Genomic DNA, 19,831 nt, shown 5'->3' with positions numbered 1-19,831 from the left:
GATCGGACCGAGGGTGGGGAGCCGGCTCCGCGACGAACCGGTCCCGGTAGAATGAGCTGACCCCTTCCTCCCGCACGGGGGAGGGGAGGAGAGCCGGAACGCTCGGAGAGAAGGACGACGATGGTCACGAACCTCCATTTCCCCGCATCGCCGACGATGTCGGGCGGCCAGCCGCCTCTGTTCACCGGCAACGACTGGGATTTCGACACGATCCGCCGCATCCACGACGCCTGCGAGACCATCGCCGGCCAGGAACTCGGCCTATCCTGGTATCCGAACCAGATCGAGATCATCACGGCGGAGCAGATGCTCGACGCCTATGCCTCCATCGGCATGCCGCTGTTCTACAAGCACTGGTCGTTCGGGAAGCACTTCGCCCAGCACGAGGCCGGCTATCGCCGCGGCATGATGGGCCTCGCCTACGAGATCGTCATCAATTCGGACCCGTGCATCTCCTACATCATGGAGGAGAACACGGCGACGATGCAGACCCTGGTGATCGCGCACGCCGCCTTCGGTCACAACCATTTCTTCAAGAACAACTACCTGTTCAAGCAATGGACCGATGCCGAGGGCATCCTCGATTACCTCGACTTCGCCAAGGGGTTCATCACCCGCTGCGAGGAGCGCTACGGTCACCACGCGGTGGAGCAGGTGCTCGACGCCGCCCACGCCCTGATGAGCCAGGGCGTCCACCGCTATCCGCGCAAGAAGCGGCCGGACCTCGCCTCGGAACAGCGGCGCGAGCGCGAGCGGGCCGAGCACGGCGAGCAGATCTACAACGACCTGTGGCGCACCCTGCCGCAGAAGAGCGCCGGGCTCCGGCCCGACGCCGCCCTGGAGCGGCGCAAGGCCCTCCTCGAACTGCCGCAGGAGAACCTGCTCTACTTCCTCGAGAAGGCGGCCCCGCGCCTGCGTCCGTGGCAGCGCGAGATCCTGCGGATCGTCCGCCTCGTGGCACAGTATTTCTATCCCCAGCGCCAGACCAAGGTGATGAACGAGGGCTGCGCCACCTATTGCCACTACCGGATCATGAACTCGCTCTCGGAGAAGGGGCTGATCGGCGAGGCGGCCTATCTCGAATTCCTGCAGTCGCACACCAACGTCGTCCGCCAGCCGAACTACAACGAGCGCGGCTATGGTGGGCACAATCCCTACGCCATCGGCTTTGCCATGATGCAGGACATCGCCCGCATCGTGGAGCAGCCGACGGAGGAGGATCGCGAGTGGTTCCCCGACATCGCGGGCACGGGCGACGCCATGGCGACCCTGCGGGACATCTGGGCGAATTACCGGGACGAGAGCTTCATCGCGCAGTTCCTGAGCCCCAAGCTCATGCGCGACATGCGACTGTTCCACGTGGTCGACGACCCCGACGAGGCGGAATTGCGCGTGGAGGCCATCCATGACGAGCGCGGCTACCGCAAGCTGCGCCGCTCGTTCGCCCGGCAATACGACGTTGCCTGGCTCGATCCCGATATCGAGGTCGTGGATGTCGATCTGGAGGGCGACCGCCGCCTCATCGTCCATCACAAGGCGCTGAACCGGATCACGCTCCAGGCCGACGATGCCCGCCGGGTCCTGCAGCATCTGGCGGATCTCTGGGGCTACGACGCGGTGCTCAAGGAGATCGATCCGGCCACGGACGCGATCCTCGCCGAACACCACGCGGCAGCGCGGCCGATCTTCTTCTGACGGCCCCGGGGGCGCTGAATTGAGCTCCGATCCGTCGCATTTGAGGAATTGCGCTCTCGGTTCTTTCGCACACCGCCGGCCATCCTCCGGATCAGGCTCGCAACGAGGTGATCATGAATGAGCGTCGGATCGAGGAGCGGCAGCGCCAGGACGAGGCCGGCTTCATCGCCGTAGACGAGCACACGACGCTTCCCTGCATCGTCTACGACGTCTCCGCCTCCGGCGTCCGACTCACCCTTCCCGAGACCGCCCTGGTCCCCGAAACCTTCATCCTGCATTCGGCCTGTATCGCGGGAATCGAGGTGTGCCGCGTGGTCTGGCGGGGCGACGAGACCATCGGCGCGACCTTCAACCGGGCGTCGGCCTGACGCTCGTACCCGAGCCGGATGATCGCTGCCCGGCTCCCGACCGACCGACACGACCTGGAAACGAAAAAGGCCGGGGACAGCGCGCCCCGGCCTTCAACGTCAGAGCGGAGGACATCTGCTGTCTTGCCGATGTCACCGCGTTTTAATGGTCGGAGTAGCAGGACTTGAACCTGCGACCCCCTGTCCCCCAGACAGGTGCGCTACCGGGCTGCGCTATACTCCGTCAAGAACCGCTCTGAACCTGTCGTTCGCGTCAATGGCCGTTCCGGTGACTGGCCCTGAGACCAGTGCGCTGACCGGGCCGCGCTACGCGTCGACGCCCCGTGAAGGGCAGAGGGGTCTTAGCTTCACGGTCACCTGTGCGCAACCCCTTTTCCGTGGCTCCGGCACGCGACCTCACGCGCCGGAGCCTGTCGTCACGCGTGCGAAGGCGTCGCGTGGGGGTCGTGCTTGTCAGGGGTGGTGTCGTGCGGATCCTTGCCGCGCTTCTTGGCGAACCAGATCAGGATGTTGCGGATCGCCACGTAGAAGACCGGGGTGAGGAACAGGCCGAAGAACGTTGCGCCGATCATGCCGAAGCAGACCGCGGTGCCGAGAGCCTGACGCATCTCGGCGCCTGGTCCGGTGGCGATGACGAGGGGCACCGTACCGAGGATGAAGGCGAAGGCCGTCATCAGGATCGGGCGCAGGCGCAGGCGGCAGGCTTCCACCGCGGCGGCGACCGGCCCCTTCTTCTCCGTCTCTTCGAGCTGGTGGGCGAACTCCACGATCAGGATCGCGTTCTTCGCCGCCAGACCGATGAGCACGATCAGTCCGATCTGGGTCAGGATGTTGTTGTCCTGCCCCCTGAACTGGACCGCCCCCAGGGCCGAGAGCACCCCCGTCGGGACGACGAGGATGATCGCCAGCGGCAGCGCCCAGGATTCGTACTGCGCCGCCAGGACCAGGAAGACGAGGAGCACGCCGAGACCGAAGACATAGATCGCGGTGTTGCCCGTCGCCTTCTGCTGGAAGGCGATCTCGGTCCAGTCGTAGGCGTAGCCCTCCGGCAGGGACTGGGCGATCTTTTCCATCGCCGCGAGGGCCTGGCCGGTGGATATGCCGGGCTTGGCGTCGCCCTGGATCGGGACCGAATAGAACAGGTTGAACCGCTGCACGATCTGCGGCCCGCTGATCTCGCGGATCGAAGCCAGTGTCCCCATCGGCACCAGGGCGCCGGTGGAGGAACGGACCTTGAGCCGTTCGATGTCGCCCTTCTCCAGGCGGAAGGCGGCGTCGGCCTGCGCACGCACCTGGTAGATGCGGCCGAACGTGTTGAAATCGTTGACGTAGGCGCCGCCGAGATTGGTCTGCAGGGTGGCGAAGACCGACGCCAGCGGCACGTTCAGCATCCGCGCCATCGTGCGATCGATGTCGATGAAGAGCTGGGGCGTGTCGTTGCCGAAGGTGGTGAACACCCGCTGGACGTCGCTGCTCTGGTTCGCCTGACCGAGGATCTCGTTCGTGGCGGCCAGCAGGGGGGCGATGGCCGAGTTCTGGCGGCTCTCGATCTGCATCTTGAAACCGCCGCCGGTGCCGAGGCCGCGGACCGGGGGCGGCGGAATGAACAGGACCCGCGCCTCCTGGATCGAGGCGGTGGCCTTGAACACGTCGCCGGTGATGGCCGCCGCCGTTCTGCCCGTGGTGGCGCGCTCCTTTGCCCCCTTCAGAACCAGGAACATCACCGCGCCGTTGGTGGTGTTGGTGAAGGTCGCCCCGTCGAAGCCCGAGATGATGACGGCATCGGCGACGCCGTCGACCTTGAGGGCCATGTCGGCGGCCCGCCGCACCACGGCGGTGGTCCGTTCCAGCGCCGAGCCTGCGGGCAGCTGGACGACGCCGATGAGGTAGCCCTGGTCCTGTTGCGGAATGAAGCCCGTGGGCGTCGTGGTGGCCACATGCAGCGTGCCGGCGATGATCGCGGCGTACACCACCATCATGCCGAGCAGGCCGATCGTGCGGCCGGTGAGGAATCGGATCGTGGCGGCGTAGCCATGCGACAGCCTGTCGAAGCCCCGGTTGAACAGGTCGGCGAGCCAGGCGACGAACCGCGTCAGGAAGAACTTCGGCTTGGCATGTTCGTGGTGGGGCTTGAGCAGCAGCTTGCAGAGCGCCGGCGACAGCGTCAGCGAGTTGAACATCGAGATGATGGTCGAGGCCGCGATGGTGAGCGCGAACTGCTTGTAGAACTGTCCGGAAATTCCGGGGATGAAGGCGGTGGGGATGAACACCGCCGACAGGACGAGGGCGATGGCGAGTACCGCGCCGCCCACTTCGTCCATGGTCTTGTGCGCGGCGTCTCCGGGCGAGAGCCCCTCCGCCATGTTCCGTTCGACGTTCTCCACCACCACGATCGCGTCGTCGACGACGATGCCGATGGCGAGGACGAGGCCGAACAGGGTGAGGTTGTTGATGGAGAAGCCGAACGCCTCCATCGCCGCGAAGGTGCCGATCAGCGAGACCGGGATCGCGATCACCGGGATCAGCGCCGTGCGCCAGCTCTGCAGGAAGACGATGACCACGACGACCACGAGGGCCACGGCCTCGAACAGGGTCTTGTAGACCTCGTGGACCGATTCCTCGATGAACTCGGTCGGGTTGTAGGCGATCCGATACTCGACCCCCGGCGGGAAGCTCTTCTTGATCGTCTCCATCGTCGCCCGCACCTGCGTGGCGGCTTCGAGGGCGTTGGTCCCCGGACGCTGGAACACGCCGACGCCGACGGCGGGGGTGGAGTTCAGGAAGGACTGGGTGGTGTAGTCCTTCTGGCCCATCTCGGTGCGGGCGATGTCCTTCACGCGCACGAGGCGGCCGTCGCTGGCCTTGACGATGACCTCGGTGAACTCTTCCGGAGTCTGGAAGCGCCCCTGGGACTGGACGACGAGCTGGAAGGCATTGTCCTTCGGCGCGGGCGGGGCACCGAGAGCTCCCGAGGCGACCTGGACGTTCTGCTCCTGGAGGGCCGAGATGACGTCGGTGGTCGAGAGGCCGTAGGCGGAGAGCTTGTTCGGGTCGAGCCAGATGCGCAGGGCGTATTCGCTGCCGCCGAACACCGTGATGTCGCCGACGCCGTCGAGGCGCAGCAACTCGTCGCGGATCCGCAGGTAGATGTAGTTGGAGAGGTAGTTCTGGTCGTAGGTGTTGTCCGGTGACAGCAGGTGCACGACCATCATCAGATCGGGCGAGGACTTGCGGACGGTGACGCCGAGGTTGCGCACGTCGGGCGGAAGGCGCGGCTGCGCCACCGAGAGACGGTTCTGCACCAGCACGTTGGCGATATCGAGGTTGGTGCCGACCTTGAAGGTGACGGTCAGCTGCATGTTGCCGTCGTTGGTGGACAGCGACGTCATGTAGAGCATGTTGTCGACGCCGTTCACCTCCTGCTCGATGGGCGTCGCGATCGTCGCCGCCACCGTCTCGGCATTGGCGCCGGGATAGGAGGCGCGCACGACGACGGTGGGCGGCACGATCTCGGGATATTGCGCGACGGGCAGCGACTCATAGGAGACGTAGCCGAGGATCAGGAAGATGATCGACGTCACCGACGCGAAGATCGGCCGATCGACGAAGAAGTGGGCAAAGCGCATCGGTCAAACCTCTCGCCGCACAGGAGCCCTCGGGCACCTCCGCGGGAATGTTTCTTCGTTCGCCGTCAAGAACCCGCCGGATGTCACGCCCCTGAAACGAAAGGCGGAAACCGGCGGGTCCGGTCTAGAATGGGGTGCGCGTCAGGTGCGGCTCGGCGGCAGCGTGCTCGCTTCCGCCGTCACCTTGGCGCCGGGGCGGACGCGGGACAGGCCGTTGACGACCACGTTCTCGTCGCCCTTCAGGCCTTCGCGGATCACGCGGTAGCCATCGACCTTCGGCCCGAGCTTCACGTCGCGGGTGGTCACCGAGCCATCGTCGGCCACGATGTAGACGATGCGCTTGTCCTGGTTCGCGGAGATGGCCTCGTCGGGCAGAAGGATGCCCTGGAAGGGCTTCGTCGCCGGCAGCGAGACGATGCCGAACAGGCCCGGCTTGATGAAGCCGTCCGGGTTCTCGACGGTGGCGCGCAGCAGCACCGTACCGGTGGCGTTGTCGACGCGGTTGTCCACGAAGTCGAGGGTGCCCTTGCGGGTCGGCTTCGCCTCGTTGGTCAGGGCGATCAGGATCGGAACGCCCTTGCCCTTTTGGGTCTGGCCCATGCCGATGCCGAGGCTGCCCTGGTACTTCAGGAAGGAGCGCTCATCCACAGTGAAGCCGAAATAGATCGGGTCCAGGGAGACGATCGTCGTCAGCTGGGTCTGGTCGGTGATGACGATGTTGCCCTCTGTGACGAGGCGCTGGCTGATGCGGCCCGAGATCGGGGCCCGGACCTCGGTGAAATCGTAGTTGAGCTGCGCCTGGCGCAACTGCGCATCGGCGCTGTCCACATTGGCCTGAGCCGTCTGCGACGCCTGCCGGCGCTGATCCGTCACCTGCTCGGAAATGTTGCCGGACCGGCTCAGGGTCTGAGCGCGCTCGAGATCGGTCTGGGAGAAGGTCAATCCGGCCTGGGCGGAGGTGAGGGCGGCCTTGGCCTGGTCGAGGGCCGCCTTGTAGGGGCGACGGTCGATGACGAAGAGCAGGTCGCCCTTCTTCACCGTGGCGCCGTCCACGAAATTGACCTTCTCGAGATAGCCGGTGACCCGGGCCCGCACGTCGACGATCTCCACGGGATCGAAGCGTCCCGTATACATATCGGTCTCCACGATCTCGCGCACCACCGGCTTGGCCGTGGTCACCTTCGGGGGCGGACCACCGGGCGCCTGGGCGGAAACCGGAGCGGTGAAGGCGAGAAGGACGGCGGACAGGAGGATCGCGGACGACCATCCGGAGAGCGGACGCTTGATCATGTTGCTTTTCCCTGCGCCCTGCGAGCTAAAGGCACCGTTCCCGTGATGTCGTGCGCTGCCGCACATAGCCCGTGGAGCGATGGGATTGAGGCGTGGAACGGTCGCCAGACCGCCATTCGACCGAATCTGGGACGCGGAACGTTCAGGACTCGACCGTTTCCCCGGCCAGATACCAGTCCTTGAACCCGCCGACGTAATGCTCCTCCACCGGAATGCCGGCGGATTGAGCGGCGGCAAGGGCGTGGACCGAGCGGACACCGGCCGCGCAGGAAAAGACCGGGCGACGTCCGTCCTCCGCGATCAGCGCCGACAAGGCGCGGGTGTCGAAGGTCGACAGGGGGTGCGGGACGGAGCCGGGAATGTGACCGGCCGAATACTCGTGCGGCTCCCGCACGTCGATGAGCAGAATCGAGCGATCGTCGAGCCCCCGCTTGATCGTCTCCCGGTCGAGATCGACAACCTTCATGCGCTTGGCCCTCGCTTCGTCGCCACTTTGTAACCCGTGGCGAATGTTCTTATGCGTCAGGCGTCATCACGGCAAATCCCTAAGGGAGCCGACGCCCCGACGCGGCCAGCCGGTGGGCGGGACCGAGGCCCCATCACTGGGGCGAGCAAGGAACGCATCGGCGTGCGGATGCCAAACCGCTCAGGCGGCGCGCACATCCGCCAGGAACGCTTCCACCTCCCGCCGCATCCGTTCGGATGTCCGCGACAGATCCTGCGCGGCGTCGAGCACCTGTCCGGCTGCTTCGCCCGTTCCCCTGGCGCCATCGCGCACCGACAGGATCGTATCGCTCACCGATTGCGTGCCCTGAGCGGCTTGCTGGACGTTGCGCGCGATCTCCCGGGTCGCCGCGCCCTGTTCCTCGATCGCGGCAGCCACGCCGGCGGCGATCGCGCTCATCTCTCCGATCGTTCGCCCGATCCCGGCGATCGCCGTCACCGCCGCGTCGGTCTCGGTCTGGATCGCGGCGATCTGGACGGCGATCTCGTCGGTCGCCCGCGTCGTCTGCTCGGCCAGCGCCTTGACCTCCGTGGCGACGACGGCGAAGCCGCGCCCCGCCGCTCCCGCCCGTGCGGCCTCGATGGTGGCGTTCAAAGCCAGCAGGTTGGTCTGGGACGCAATCCCGGAAATCAGGCCGACAATGTCGCCGATGTTCCTCGCTCCGGTGGCCAGGGAGCGCATCATGGCGTTCGTGCGCTCCGCTTCCTGACGCGCGGCGGTGGCCGCGTTGGATGAATGCGTCACCTGGCCCGCGATCTCCTGCACGGACGCGGACAGTTCCTCCGTGGCCGCGGCCACGGTCTGCACGTTGGCCGATGTCTGCTGGGCCGCGCTCGCGACGCCGGCCGACTGGAGATTGGTCTCGTTCGCCGTCCCCGCCATGGCGGCGGCGGTGGCCTCCATCTCCGTGGCAGCCGAGGATACGCCCTGGCTCAGGGTGGACACGTTGGCCTCGAACGATCGCGTCAGGGTGTCGAGATGCTGGGCGCGCCGGATCTTGTCCTCCGCCCCACGCGCCGCCGCCTCGTCCGCGTCCCGCTTGGCGATCAGAGAGTCCTGGAAGACCCGCAGCGCGCGGGCGAGGGTTCCGATCTCGTCGCGCTTGCCCGCGTCACTCACCGCGATCGTCAGGTCGCCGCCGGCCAGCGCCTGCATCTGGCCGGTGATGCGGCCGAGCGGAACGGAGACCTTGCGCAAGACGGTGTGTGTGGCGAACCCGGTCGCCAGGCACGCGATGACCGCGACGACGATGAAGGCGACGGAGAGGGTGCCGTAGATCCATTCGGCCTTTCCGGCCTCGGCACCGGCGACGTCGAGCTGCAGCTCGACGAGCTTGCCGATGAGGTCCGAGATCGGGTCCAGTGCGGGATAGATATCCGTGGCGGTGAAGGCCGCGAGAGCCGGAGTATCCTGCTTCCGGAGCAAGGCGAGCAATGTCTCGATCGCGGGCGCGGCACGCTGCATCCTCGCCTCGACGTCGAGGGCAAGCGCCTTCTCGCGGGCGTCCATGGTGGTGGCCTTGTAGGCGGACCAGCGCGTGTGGATCGTCGCGAGAGCGGCCTCCACCGCATTCCGGCCCGCGGGCCAGGTCATGCCGCCGTCGCGGACCTTGTGCGAGGCATCGACGATCTGAACGGCATAGAGATCCGAGACGGACTTCAGGTCGCGCAGGGGAACGACGCGGTCATCGTGGATCGTCGTCACGGTGTCGTGCATCGCGACGATTCCCCACCAGCCGCCACCGATGCCAACGGCGATCAGGGCGGCAAGACCAGCGAGCAGGGCGACAAGCCGCACGCGGATCGTCAATGACGCGAACATTCCAACCCCCACAATATTCATATTTATAAAATAATCAGAACACGCGGCCCTGAAAAATTCGTTAATCCGGAATTGTTCCAAATCACCACATCGCGAAGAAGATGTCGCAAAAGATTGAAATTCAACGTACCAATAAACATAACATATGCTATACAAGCAAATGATAAAAAGTATTTCAGCTAGGTCTTTATTGTCGAAGCAACCGAGTTGAAGCCGCTGAGACTGGCGAGTCTTGGATCGACGATTCCAATGGCCTGGAACAGGCTGCCCATTCCTCTCTTTCCCGACGCGGTCAGACGATGGAAGGCCGCATCGATGGCTTCGGCCTGAGCGTGGCTCGCCGCGCCTTTCAGGCGATCCGCGCGCTGGCGCAGACCCAGGTTCAAGAGGAACGCCTGCTGGTCGAGAGGACCATCGATACGAGCCCCCTCGCCCGCGGCGGCCCGACCGAGGGCGGCGAAATCGACATGGGTCGTCAGATCCGCTTCGCCGGGGGCCAGCAGGGGATCGGTGAAGCGATGGGCCGAGACCGCCTGGAGCGTATCGCCGAATCCCGGTCGCACATGGCCGTAATCGATGGCCAGGAGTGCACCGCCCTGGGCGACGATCCTGCGGCTCAGGGTCCGGACGATGTCGAGGGCCGGTCCCGGAACGGTCATCAGCGCTCCGACGGGCGCCTGGGCCGCGATCTCCCGGTCGGGCTCCGCCGCCAGGCCGAAAGCCAGACGGCCGCCATCCGGCGAGAGCCCGACGAGGCGTTCGCACCAGCCACGCTCCGTCCTCTGGAACTGGCGGACGGGGAGGGCGTCGAAGAACTCGTTGGCGATGACGATCATCGGCCCGTCGGGCAGGGTCTCGATCCCGTCGTGCCAGGTCGGGAACGCGGCTCCGAGGCGGGACGCCTGGGCGGCCCGAAGAACGGGGCTGGTCTCGACGAGGTGGATTGCGGGCTTCCCATCCGGCGCCGCCCGGCCCAGGGCCCGCAGGGCGTCGGCCATCAGCGTGCCGCGACCGGGGCCGAGCTCCGCCAGGACAAGAGGGTTCGGTCCGCCCATGGAGGCCCATGTCAGGGCGATCCAGATGCCGATCAGCTCGCCGAACATCTGGCTGATCTCGGGCGCGGTGACGAAATCGCCGCGGGCGCCGAGGGGATCGCGGGTCCGGTAATAGCCGTGGACCGGATGTCCGAGGCAGAGCGCCATGTAGCGGGCGATGTCGATCGGGCCGGTCTCGACGATCTCGTCGCGAATCGCGGCGAACAGCGGCGTGGTCACGCGACGTCGGCCCGTACGGTCTCCGCCTGTTCATGGCGCGGCCGCGTCACGCCCCGGACAGCGAGGACGATGTAGGTGATGCCGATCAGGGCCATCGGCACGCAGAGAAGCATCCCCATCGTGACGCCGCCATAGGGCCAGGTTTCCGTGCCGAACAGGTATCCGAGCTGCCGGTCGGGCTCGCGGAAGAACTCGCAGAAGGTGCGGGCGACGGCGTAGCCGAGGACGAAGATTCCCCCGAGCAGGCCCGGCTTGCGGAAGCCGAAGCGGCGGACGGCGATGGCCATCACCACGAAGAGGAGGGCCCCTTCGGTGGCCGCCTCGTAGAGCTGGCTCGGATGCCGGGCCAGGGGGCCACCGGAGGGAAACACGATCGCGTAGGCGAAATCCGGCGCGATCCGCCCCCAGAGCTCGCCGTTCACGAAGTTGGCGATACGGCCGAAGAACAGGCCGATGGGGACGACGACGGCCGCGAGATCGAGGAGGGTATAGGGCGAAAGCTTCCGCGAGCGGGCGAACAGCACCATCGCCAGCACGGCGCCGAGGAAGCCGCCGTGGAACGACATGCCGCCGTTGCGGATCGCCAGGATCTCGAGGGGATCGTCGAGATAGAGCGGCAGATTGTAGAACAGGACGTAGCCGATGCGGCCGCCGAGGACGACGCCGAGGGCGACCCAGACGATGAGGTCGTCGATGTCGTTGAGGCTGGGGCGCCGCACGACACCCCAGAACCTGTCCGCCGCCACCAGCCGGCGGGCATAGAACCATCCGCCGACGAGGCCGACGATGTAGGACAGGGCGTACCACTTGATGGTGATCGGGCCGATCGCCACCGCCACCGGATCGATGGCGGGGAAGGGCAGGGCGAGCAACGGCGGCATCGGCTGGCCTCCAGGATGGGGGCCGGCTTTGGACGCGCCGGGCCTCCCGCGTCAACCCTCGGTCGACGCGGGAGGCCCATGACGGGTCAGGCGGCGCGCACCGTCGCGAGGAATTGACCGACTTCCGACCGCAGGCTGTCGGACTGTGTCGACAGCTCTTCCGAGGCCGTTAGGACCCGGCCGGCGGAGGTGCCGGCCTCGGTCGCGGAGCGGGCGACCTCCTCGATATCCAAGGTCATGGCGCCGGTGCCGGCCGATGCCTGCCCCATGTTGCGAACGATCTCCTGGGTGGTGAGGCTCTGCTCCTCCACGGCCGCGGCGATGCTGCTGGTGACCATGCTCATGCTCTCGATCCGCGAGACGATGCCCTGGATCGCGCCGGATGCGCCGTTGGTCGCGCCCTGGATCGCTTCCACCTGCTGGTGGATCTCGGCCGTGGCACGGGAGGTCTGCTCGGCGAGGCTCTTCACCTCGGCCGCCACGACGGCGAACCCGCGTCCGGCTTCGCCGGCACGCGCGGCTTCGATGGTGGCGTTGAGGGCCAGCAGGTTGGTCTGCGATGCGATCTGCTGGACCATGCCGACCACGTCGCCGATGCGCGTGGCGGCAACCGACAGCGTGCGCATGGTGTCCGCGGTGCGGCTCGCCTCTTCGACGGCGGAGCGGGACATGTCGGCGGCCTGCTCGACCTGACGGCCGATCTCCTGCACCGTGGCGCCGAGTTCCTCGGCGGCCGCGGCCACCGCGTTGACGTTGCCGGCGGTCTCGTGGGCAGTGGTGGCGACCGACGTCGAACGGCTGACCGTGCCGTCCACCGTCATGGTCATGCTGTTCGACGCATCGTGCAGGCTCGCGGAGGCGGACGACACGCCATCGACGATGCGACCGACGGAGCGCTCGAAATTGTCGGCGAGTTCGTTGAGCAGGGTCCGGCGTTCGATCTCGGCGCGCATGCGGGAGGCTTCGGTCGTTTGAAGCTGCTGGGCGGCGTCTTCGAGCGAGATGTCGCGGATGGTGACGACGGCGCGGGCGATCTCGCCGATCTCGTCGGCACGACGGCTACCGGGGACCTCGTCGAGGATCTCGCGACGGGCCAAGGCCTGGAGGGCACGGGCGAGGGCGCCGAGGGGGCGGACGATGCTGCGGGCGAAGAGCAGGCCGAGAAGGGCGGTGGCGGCGAGAACCGCGAAGGCGGACATGAGCAGCGATTGCGTCAGGCTGTTCACGGAATGCAGGGCCTCGCTCTGGGCCTGTTCGGCGACGATCGTCCAAGGTGACCCGAGCATCGAGATCGAGGCGGTCGCGGCGAGGCGGGCCTTGTCGCCGCTGCCGTAGACGAAGGGCTTGCCGGATTTGAGGCTCTCGGAGTCCAGGCCCGTCGTCGCGACGGGCATGCCTGCCTTCACGGCTGGGTTCAGGGGCGGATTGCCGCGCAGCAGCCCATCGGAACCGATGGCCATCACCTGTCCCGTGGCGCCCAAGCCGTTCCGCTCGGACAACGAGGCGTCGAAGAGGGCGGGCGTCACGCGCAGAACGAGGAAGCCGATCCGCGAGGCGTCCTGCCCGGTTCCCATGGCGACGTTGGCGCGCCGGTAGATAGCGCGACCCAGGAAGGCGGAAGGACCGGAATCGGCGGGATAGGCGGCGAAATCCTGGGTCAGCACCGCATCGGGTTCGGCGGTCATGAGGCGTTCGAAGAGCTTGGCGAGACCGGACTTCTGCAGATCGGGTTCCGACAGGCTATGGGCGAAATCCGCGCCCTTCGTGGTGGTATAGACGATGCGACCTCCCTCATCGACGAAGACGAGGTCGGCATAGCCGGGGCGCTCCAAGAGCTTGCGGGCGACTTCCTGCACCTTGGCGTGGCGACGGCCATACATGGTGCCGGCGCCCTCGACGGCCATACGTTCCTGCGCGGTCGCCGGGCCGGTGAAGGCCTGCACGAGACCCGCATACTCGGCCTTCGCCGGATCGAGAGCCTCGACCAGATCGCCGACATTGCTCGAGACCTGATTGTTGCCGGCGGTGGCAAGAAGATCGCCGAGGGCGCGGTCGGCGATCAGTTCCAGACCTGTCTTGCGGGCCGTGGCAGCGAATTCCAGCCGTTCCTGCACGGCAGAGGTCAAGCCGGATCTCGCCGAATACCAGCTCAGGCTTCCCATGACGGCGGTACTGACCATCGCCAGACCGACGATCATCACGGGGAGGCGGACATTAAGACTGCTGGCGATCGACATAAAGACGTGAGCCCCTGAAAAAACTGGGCGCACGTTATCCTCGGCCGAATTTAGAAAGTGTTCCCCGGAGCCGCGGCTACGTATTTCTCCCGGCAAAAATGCCGATTCGTCATCTCCCGGTCGCCACGAAGGACGCCCGGGACGAGCGTCATCGAAGAGCCCTCAAAGGCCGGAGGCGGCGTCGGATGTCGCGATTTCCGGCCGGGCGGTCTCTCCCGTCGCCAGGAACAGGCGATAGGCAAGATTGTCCGTCTCATCGACACACGGGTATCCGAGAGCGTCCAGGGCGGTGTCGAAACGCTGGCGCTCGTCGGCCGGGACGCTGATCCCGGCGAGCACCCGTCCGTAATCGGCACCATGGTTACGGTAATGGAACAGGGTGATGTTGAACCCGTCCGCCAGGCCGTCGAGGAACCGCAGGAGGGCACCGGGACGCTCCGGGAACTGGAACCGGTAGATGCGCTCGTCGGTGAGCTCGGTCGAACGGCCGCCGACCATGTATCGGATGTGCACCTTGGCCATCTCGTTGTCGCTGAGATCGACCACGCGGTAACCGTCGGCCCGAAGGCCCGCGATGAGGTCGCGCTTCTCCGGGATTCCACCGGGCAGGTTGATGCCCACGAAGATCTGCGCCTCGGCGGAGGGCGCGTAGCGGTAGTTGAACTCGGTGATCGCGCGCGGGCCGAGATGGCGGATGAAGGCGCGATAGGAGCCCGCCTGCTCAGGGATCGTGACGCCGAGGAGTGCCTCGCGCTGCTCGCCGATCTCGGCGCGCTCGGCGATGTGGCGCAGGCGATCGAAGTTGAGGTTGGCACCGGACGAGATCGCCACCAGCGTCCCCGCCGAGTTGCCCTCGCGCGCCGCGTAGACCTTCGCACCGGCCAGAGCCAGCGCGCCGGAGGGCTCGGAGACCGCGCGGGTATCGTCGAAGATGTCCTTGACCGCCGCGCACATCGCGTCGGTATCGACGGTGATGACCCCGTCGAGATGCTCGCGGCAGAGGCGGAAGGTCTCTTCACCGGCCTGACGCACGGCGACGCCATCGGCGAAGAGGCCGACGGTGGCCAGCGTCACGCGCTCGTCGGCAGCCAGAGCGGCCGCCATGCAGGCGGCATCGTCGGGCTCGACGCCGATGACCTTGGTTTCGGGCCGCAGGTATTTCACGAAGGTGGCGATGCCGGCAGCGAGGCCGCCGCCGCCGATCGGCACGAAGATCGCCTCGATCGGCCCGGAATGCTGGGTCAGGATCTCCATGCCGATGGTGCCCTGTCCGGCGATCACATCGGGATCATCGAACGGGTGGAGGAAGGTCAGCCCCTGTTCGACCTCCAATTGGCGGGCACGGCCCAGCGCCTCGTCGAACGTATCGCCGAACAACACCACCTCGGCCCCGCGCGCGCGACAGGCATCGACCTTGATGGCGGGGGTCGTGCGCGGCATCACGATGACGGCGCGGACGGTGAGCCGTGCCGCTGCCAGGGCGACGCCCTGGGCGTGGTTTCCGGCGGAGGCACAGACGACCCCGCGGGCCAGCACCTCGGACGAGAGGCCCGACATCTTGTTGTAGGCGCCGCGCAGCTTGAACGAGAAGACCGGCTGCAGATCCTCGCGCTTGAGCAGGACCGGGCGTCCCAGGCGCGCGGACATGCGCGGCATCGGATCGAGCGGGCTCTCGATGGCGACGTCGTAGACGCGGGCGGTGAGGATCTTGCGGATGTAGTCGGTCAAGGAGACAGGACTCCGGTTTGACGGGCGCGGCGATCGATGATGTCCGCGCCGAATTCGGTACTTCTGAACGACGCAGCCTACCGCGCAATCGTGCCACGACAGGGAGCCACTCTGGGGAGGCCGGGTTTCGTAGCGATGAACTAAGCCTTCCGTCGCAAAGAAGCGAGCACCCATCATTCACGGCGGCAGGAGGCGCGACGATCGGCTGCGCGAGCCGTGACGACTGCAACATCCGGGCAGAGTGTTACCGTCGCGAGTAGTCCGATGGCGTCACACCGTCATCTTCATCGAGACGATGCAACAAGCACATGTAATAATATCAAGTCCAACATAGTATCAATGAGAAAACTTAACAGTTAGCTTTTTATTAATTTTTTTCAATAATTTAGTAGTGCCCTTACGGAGATGAATATGTTTTCCGGCCCGAGATACAGCGAAGCCCAATCCAAGCTTGATGCGCTCGATCGTTCGATGGCGAAGATCGAGTTCGATATGGATGGCACCGTCATCGACGCGAACGAGAACTTTCTTGGTATCTTTGGCTACACCCTGGCTGAAATCGTGGGTAAGCATCACCGGATGTTCTGCGAGGCGGCATATCGTGAAAGTGAAGACTATGCTGCTATCTGGACAAAACTCCGGAAGGGCGAGTTCATCTCGGACGAAGTTCTGCGGGTGACCAAGCAGGGGGCGTCGATCTGGCTCCAGGCGACCTACAATCCGGTACTGGGCCGAAGCGGCAGACCTGAGCGCGTGATGAAGTTCGCCAGCGACATCACCGTCAAGAAGAACGAAGTGGCCCAGCTGCTGACCATGATCGACTCCATGCCGGTCGCGGTCATGACGGCAGACCCGACGAACGATTTCAAGATCAACTATCTCAACGAGACGTCGCGCACGACCCTCGGCTCCATCGAACAGCATCTGCCGATCAAAGTGGCCGAGATGTTCGGTTCGTCCATCGACGTCTTCCACAAGAACCCGCACCACCAGCGCGAGATGCTCAAGGATGCGAGCCACCTGCCGCATCGTACCAGGATCACGCTCGGACCGGAGGTCCTGGAGTTGCGCGTCTCCGCCATCAATGGGCCGAGGGGGGAGTATGTGGGTCCGATGCTCACCTGGTCCATCGTGACGGGCCAGGTCACCATGGCGGACGACGTGTCCCGGGTCGTGGGCGCCGTCGGCGCCGCCGTCGAGAAGATGCAGGAATCCGCCGAGGGGCTGACGCGCTCGGCCGACGATGCCCGGCATCGCGCGACCTCGGTGGCGTCCGGGTCCGAGCAGATGAACAACTCGATCCGGGAAATCTCCGGTCAGGTCAGCCTCGTCTCCGAGCGTGCCCAGCAGATCGCCACCCAGGCGGCAGCGACGGATTCCACGGTCCGGCAACTCGCCGACAACGCCCGAGGGGTCGACGCGGTGGTCGGGATGATCAAGTCCATCGCCAGCCAAACGAATTTGCTGGCGCTCAACGCCACCATCGAGGCGGCGCGCGCGGGGGAAGCCGGGCGCGGCTTCGCCGTGGTGGCGACCGAGGTCAAGGCACTGGCAGGGCAGACCGCGCGAGCGACCGACGACATCACCCGCCGGATCGCCGACATCCAGGCCTCGACCCATCAGGCCGTCGGCGCCATCGAGACGATTGCCGGCGCCGTGGACGAGTTGTCCAAGCTGACATTGGCCATGGCCAGTGCCGTCGAGGAGCAATCGGCGGCGACGCAGGACATGTCGGTCAATATCGGCGGCGTCTCCTCGGCGGCGACCTCGACCGGGCAACTCGCGGAGGTGGTCCGCTCCGTCGCCTCGGATCTCGCCGGCCACTCGGCGGGGCTGAACGCCAGCGTGCAGAAGTTCCTGATGGCGCGCTGAGCGCCGATCCGGGACGGTTCACGATCCCATGACGCGATCCAGCACGGACGCGGCCCAGACAAGGGCCGCGAGAGCTTGCGCCATGAAGGCGCCGGCGGAGGCCAGATCCTTCACGATGCCGATCCTGGCGTGGTGAGCGGGGTGGAGGTGGTCGCAGAGCTTCTCGATCGCCGTGTTCAGGAACTCCGCCGCCAGCATCAGGAGCAGGCTCGCCAGGAGCGCCACGCGAATCCAGAGCGTGGTGCCCATCACCAACGCGGCCGGAACGCCGAACACCAGCAGGACGAGTTCCAGGCGCAGGGCCCGCTCGGTCCGGGCACCGAAGACGAGGCCCCGCCAGGAGTTGAGGAAAGCGAGATAGAGCGCGCGCATGGGGTCAAAAATCCGCGGGAGCGCCGCGGGCGATCCATTTCGCGAGGAGGGGCCCTGTGAGGAGCACCACGAACAGGCGCAGGGTCTGCACGGCGAGGACGAAGGACACGTCGGCCTTCGAGCCGACCGCGATGATCGCCACGGAGTCGAGCCCGCCCGGACTGGTGGCGAGAAAGGCGGTGAGGAAGTCCACCGGAAGCAGGAACGTCAGGCCGTAGGCCCAGCCGCCGCAGAGGGCAATGACGGCGATGGTCGCGGTGAGGATGCCCGGCAGGGCCGCGAAGGTCTCGCGCAATGTCTGCGCGGTAAAGCGCAGGCCGACATACCAGCCGATACAGGCATAGGCGAGGTCGAGGATCGGATCGGGAAGGGCCATCGCGACGAGGCCCATGGCATGGAGGACAGCACCCAGGATCATCGGCCCGATAAGCGCACTCGCCGGCAGGCGCAGAAGCCTGGCCAGCGCGACGCCGATCCCGGCGACCGCGAGGGTCGCGAGGACGGGGAGGAGGCCGGCATGGGTCGGGGATGCGGCCTTTGCCGGGACCGACGTGTCCGTGAGGATGCGAGCGACGACGGAGGCCGAGAGGACGACGGCGGCGACGCGGACATATTGCATGAAGGCGACGAGGCGCGGATCCGCACCGTACTCTTCTGCCATGGCCGTCATGGCGGCGGCACCGCCGGGGGAGGAGCCCCAGGCGGCGGTGCTGCCGGGGAGGATGCGCAGGCGGGTCAGCGCCCAGCCGACTAGGGCGCCGGCCATCACGGTCACGAGGACCACGGCGAGGATCAGCAACCCGTCATCGAGGATCGTCCCGACGATGTCGGCGGTCACGGATTTGGCCACGAGGCAGCCGATGATGGCCTGCGCAGCCTGGAAACCGGGCCTCGCCAAGGAGAGGCTCGCCCCGCCCACCCCGAAAGCGATGGCCACGAGCATCGGCCCCAGAAGGAGCGCCGCCGGAAATTGCGCCAACGTGAGGCTATAGGCGATGGCTGCCGAGGCGGCGACGAGCGCCGTCCAGAGGCCGAGGGAGCGCGGGCTGGGCACGGGAGACCGTTCTTGGAAAGGCAGCCGGCGCTACACCGGATCGGCGACGCTGTCACGGCCCGCCGGGGCATCGTCGCGAAACGCCGCGGTGCCGGCGGGCGCATGCGCCCTGAAGAAGCTCGCCAGATGCGCCAAACCGCTGGCGCGCGGGTCGCTGGAGCGCCAGGCGAGCGCGATGGTCCGGCCCGGTCCATCCACATCGAAGCTGCGCGTCACGGTGAGCCCGCTGGCATCGGCCCCGGCCGGCACGGCGAGGGCGGGGAGGAGGGTGTAGCCCGCACCGGCCGCCACCATGGAGCGCAGGGTCTCGAGGGAGGTGGCGTGGCGGCCCGCCGCCGAACCGGCACCGCACGCGGCAACGGCCTGGTCGCGCAGGCAATTGCCCTCGTCGAGGAGAAGCAGGTCCGGCCCGGCGATGTCGGTGGCCCGCAACGCCCCGCCCTGGGCGAGGGCATGGTCGGCGGGGCAGGCCAGCAGGAACGGCTCGATGAACAGGGGCGAGACGGTGAGCCCGGAGGTCGGAATCGGCAGGGAGATCAAGGCCGCATCGACCCTGCCGTCGCGCAACCCCTCCAGGATCTCCGCCGTCTTCGCCTCGCTCAACGCGAGGGACAGGACGGGAAATTCCTGCCTCAACATCCGGAGCACGAGGGGAAAGAGATACGGTCCCAGGGTCTGGATCGCGGCCAGGACCAACCGCCCGGTGAGCGGCGCGCCGCGCCCTTCGCTCGCCAGGGCCAGCAGGCGCTGCGCCTCCGCCAGCACCGTGCGCGCCTGCCGGACGATGCTCTGCCCCGCCGGTGTCAGCATGACCCGCCGGTTGCCGCGCTCGAACAGGACGAGGCCCAGGGCCTCTTCGAGCTTGCGGACCTGCACGCTCAGGGTCGGCTGGCTCACGTTGCAGCGTTCGGCCGCCCTGCCGAAGTGGTTCTCCTCGGCGACGGCCACGGCATATTCCAGATCCCTGAGGGACAGACCCGATACGTTCATAGGCTCTATCTATCGCAGCCTTTGCGACGATGCATTAGCCAAACGATGCGGAGCGGTTCATAAGGGTGTCTCAGAACGATTCCAGGATGGCGTGGCGACGCCGCATGGCCGATCTGGA

General features: G+C 66.6%; 14 protein-coding genes and 1 tRNA gene. 3 read left to right on the top strand and 12 right to left on the bottom strand.

Features of this window, described 5'->3' with window-relative positions; all coding sequences use genetic code 11:
• Positions 1-120 precede the first annotated feature (120 nt).
• Both MKK51_RS24905 and MKK51_RS24900 read left to right on the top strand, forming a co-directional pair.
• Positions 121-1,695 (top strand): SpoVR family protein, encoded by a 1,575-nt coding sequence (locus MKK51_RS24905; RefSeq protein WP_243982053.1) that lies wholly within the window; start codon positions 121-123, stop codon positions 1,693-1,695.
• Between the two features lie 113 nt (positions 1,696-1,808).
• Positions 1,809-2,063, top strand: coding sequence for a PilZ domain-containing protein (locus tag MKK51_RS24900; RefSeq protein WP_243982051.1), 255 nt, complete (start codon positions 1,809-1,811; stop codon positions 2,061-2,063).
• Between the two features lie 146 nt (positions 2,064-2,209).
• Here the strand turns inward: MKK51_RS24900 and MKK51_RS24895 are convergent.
• The 9 genes from MKK51_RS24895 to ilvA all read right to left on the bottom strand — a co-directional run bounded on the left by MKK51_RS24895 (position 2,210) and on the right by ilvA (position 15,425).
• Positions 2,210-2,286: transfer RNA gene (locus tag MKK51_RS24895), tRNA-Pro, on the bottom strand.
• 193 nt (positions 2,287-2,479) lie between these two features.
• Positions 2,480-5,689: an efflux RND transporter permease subunit gene (locus tag MKK51_RS24890; protein WP_243982049.1), complete on the bottom strand. Its 3,210-nt coding sequence runs from the start codon at positions 5,687-5,689 to the stop codon at positions 2,480-2,482.
• 141 nt (positions 5,690-5,830) lie between these two features.
• Positions 5,831-6,979 (bottom strand): efflux RND transporter periplasmic adaptor subunit, encoded by a 1,149-nt coding sequence (locus tag MKK51_RS24885; protein ID WP_243982046.1) that lies wholly within the window; start codon positions 6,977-6,979, stop codon positions 5,831-5,833.
• A 142-nt stretch (positions 6,980-7,121) separates the two neighbouring features.
• Entirely contained in the window at positions 7,122-7,445 is a 324-nt protein-coding gene (locus tag MKK51_RS24880; protein WP_243982044.1) for a rhodanese-like domain-containing protein, read from the bottom strand.
• 180 nt (positions 7,446-7,625) lie between these two features.
• Positions 7,626-9,305, bottom strand: a complete 1,680-nt coding sequence (locus MKK51_RS24875) for a methyl-accepting chemotaxis protein (protein WP_243982042.1) — start codon at positions 9,303-9,305, stop codon at positions 7,626-7,628.
• A gap of 179 nt (positions 9,306-9,484) precedes the next feature.
• Positions 9,485-10,579, bottom strand: a complete 1,095-nt coding sequence (locus tag MKK51_RS24870) for a class I SAM-dependent methyltransferase (protein ID WP_243982040.1) — start codon at positions 10,577-10,579, stop codon at positions 9,485-9,487.
• Positions 10,576-11,460, bottom strand: a complete 885-nt coding sequence (lgt, locus tag MKK51_RS24865; RefSeq protein ID WP_243982031.1) for a prolipoprotein diacylglyceryl transferase — start codon at positions 11,458-11,460, stop codon at positions 10,576-10,578. The genes MKK51_RS24870 and lgt overlap by 4 nt, the downstream gene beginning before the upstream one ends.
• An 86-nt stretch (positions 11,461-11,546) precedes the next feature.
• On the bottom strand, positions 11,547-13,697 hold the full coding sequence (locus MKK51_RS24860) for a methyl-accepting chemotaxis protein (protein ID WP_243982027.1): 2,151 nt from the start codon (positions 13,695-13,697) through the stop codon (positions 11,547-11,549).
• A gap of 162 nt (positions 13,698-13,859) precedes the next feature.
• Positions 13,860-15,425, bottom strand: coding sequence for a threonine ammonia-lyase, biosynthetic (gene ilvA / locus MKK51_RS24855; RefSeq protein WP_243982026.1), 1,566 nt, complete (start codon positions 15,423-15,425; stop codon positions 13,860-13,862).
• 411 nt (positions 15,426-15,836) lie between these two features.
• Between ilvA and MKK51_RS24850 the strand changes: the two genes are divergently transcribed.
• Positions 15,837-17,297: a methyl-accepting chemotaxis protein gene (locus tag MKK51_RS24850; RefSeq protein ID WP_243982025.1), complete on the top strand. Its 1,461-nt coding sequence runs from the start codon at positions 15,837-15,839 to the stop codon at positions 17,295-17,297.
• A gap of 18 nt (positions 17,298-17,315) precedes the next feature.
• Here MKK51_RS24850 and MKK51_RS24845 read toward each other — a convergent pair whose 3' ends face one another.
• From MKK51_RS24845 to MKK51_RS24835, 3 genes are read right to left on the bottom strand one after another with little or no spacing between them, the layout of a single operon-like run.
• The gene (locus tag MKK51_RS24845) at positions 17,316-17,669 is read right to left on the bottom strand and encodes a diacylglycerol kinase (RefSeq protein ID WP_243982024.1); all 354 of its coding nucleotides are present in this window, start codon (positions 17,667-17,669) and stop codon (positions 17,316-17,318) included.
• Between the two features lie 4 nt (positions 17,670-17,673).
• Entirely contained in the window at positions 17,674-18,723 is a 1,050-nt protein-coding gene (locus MKK51_RS24840; protein ID WP_243982023.1) for an AbrB family transcriptional regulator, read from the bottom strand.
• A 30-nt stretch (positions 18,724-18,753) separates the two neighbouring features.
• A complete protein-coding gene (locus MKK51_RS24835) occupies positions 18,754-19,713 on the bottom strand; it encodes a LysR substrate-binding domain-containing protein (protein WP_243982022.1) in 960 nt (319 codons plus the stop codon).
• Between the last annotated feature and the right edge of the window lie 118 nt (positions 19,714-19,831).

Origin of the sequence: Methylobacterium sp. E-045 (genome assembly GCF_022829685.1) — a bacterium.
Classification (GTDB): Bacteria; Pseudomonadota; Alphaproteobacteria; order Rhizobiales; family Beijerinckiaceae; genus Methylobacterium.
The sequence above is the reverse complement of the archived record's forward strand: the minus strand, read 5'-3'. Positions and strand labels throughout refer to the sequence as shown.

Bases quoted from the DNA above. Each gene is read 5' to 3' on its own strand.
- MKK51_RS24905 (WP_243982053.1), top strand. From the start codon at position 121: ATGGTCACGAACCTCCATTTCCCCGCATCGCCGACGATGTCGGGCGGC.
- MKK51_RS24900 (WP_243982051.1), top strand. From the start codon at position 1,809: ATGAATGAGCGTCGGATCGAGGAGCGGCAGCGCCAGGACGAGGCCGGC.
- MKK51_RS24890 (WP_243982049.1), bottom strand. From the start codon at position 5,689: ATGCGCTTTGCCCACTTCTTCGTCGATCGGCCGATCTTCGCGTCGGTG.
- MKK51_RS24885 (WP_243982046.1), bottom strand. From the start codon at position 6,979: ATGATCAAGCGTCCGCTCTCCGGATGGTCGTCCGCGATCCTCCTGTCC.
- MKK51_RS24880 (WP_243982044.1), bottom strand. From the start codon at position 7,445: ATGAAGGTTGTCGATCTCGACCGGGAGACGATCAAGCGGGGGCTCGAC.
- MKK51_RS24875 (WP_243982042.1), bottom strand. From the start codon at position 9,305: ATGTTCGCGTCATTGACGATCCGCGTGCGGCTTGTCGCCCTGCTCGCT.
- lgt (WP_243982031.1), bottom strand. From the start codon at position 11,460: ATGCCGCCGTTGCTCGCCCTGCCCTTCCCCGCCATCGATCCGGTGGCG.
- MKK51_RS24860 (WP_243982027.1), bottom strand. From the start codon at position 13,697: ATGTCGATCGCCAGCAGTCTTAATGTCCGCCTCCCCGTGATGATCGTC.
- MKK51_RS24850 (WP_243982025.1), top strand. From the start codon at position 15,837: ATGTTTTCCGGCCCGAGATACAGCGAAGCCCAATCCAAGCTTGATGCG.
- MKK51_RS24845 (WP_243982024.1), bottom strand. From the start codon at position 17,669: ATGCGCGCGCTCTATCTCGCTTTCCTCAACTCCTGGCGGGGCCTCGTC.
- MKK51_RS24835 (WP_243982022.1), bottom strand. From the start codon at position 19,713: ATGAACGTATCGGGTCTGTCCCTCAGGGATCTGGAATATGCCGTGGCC.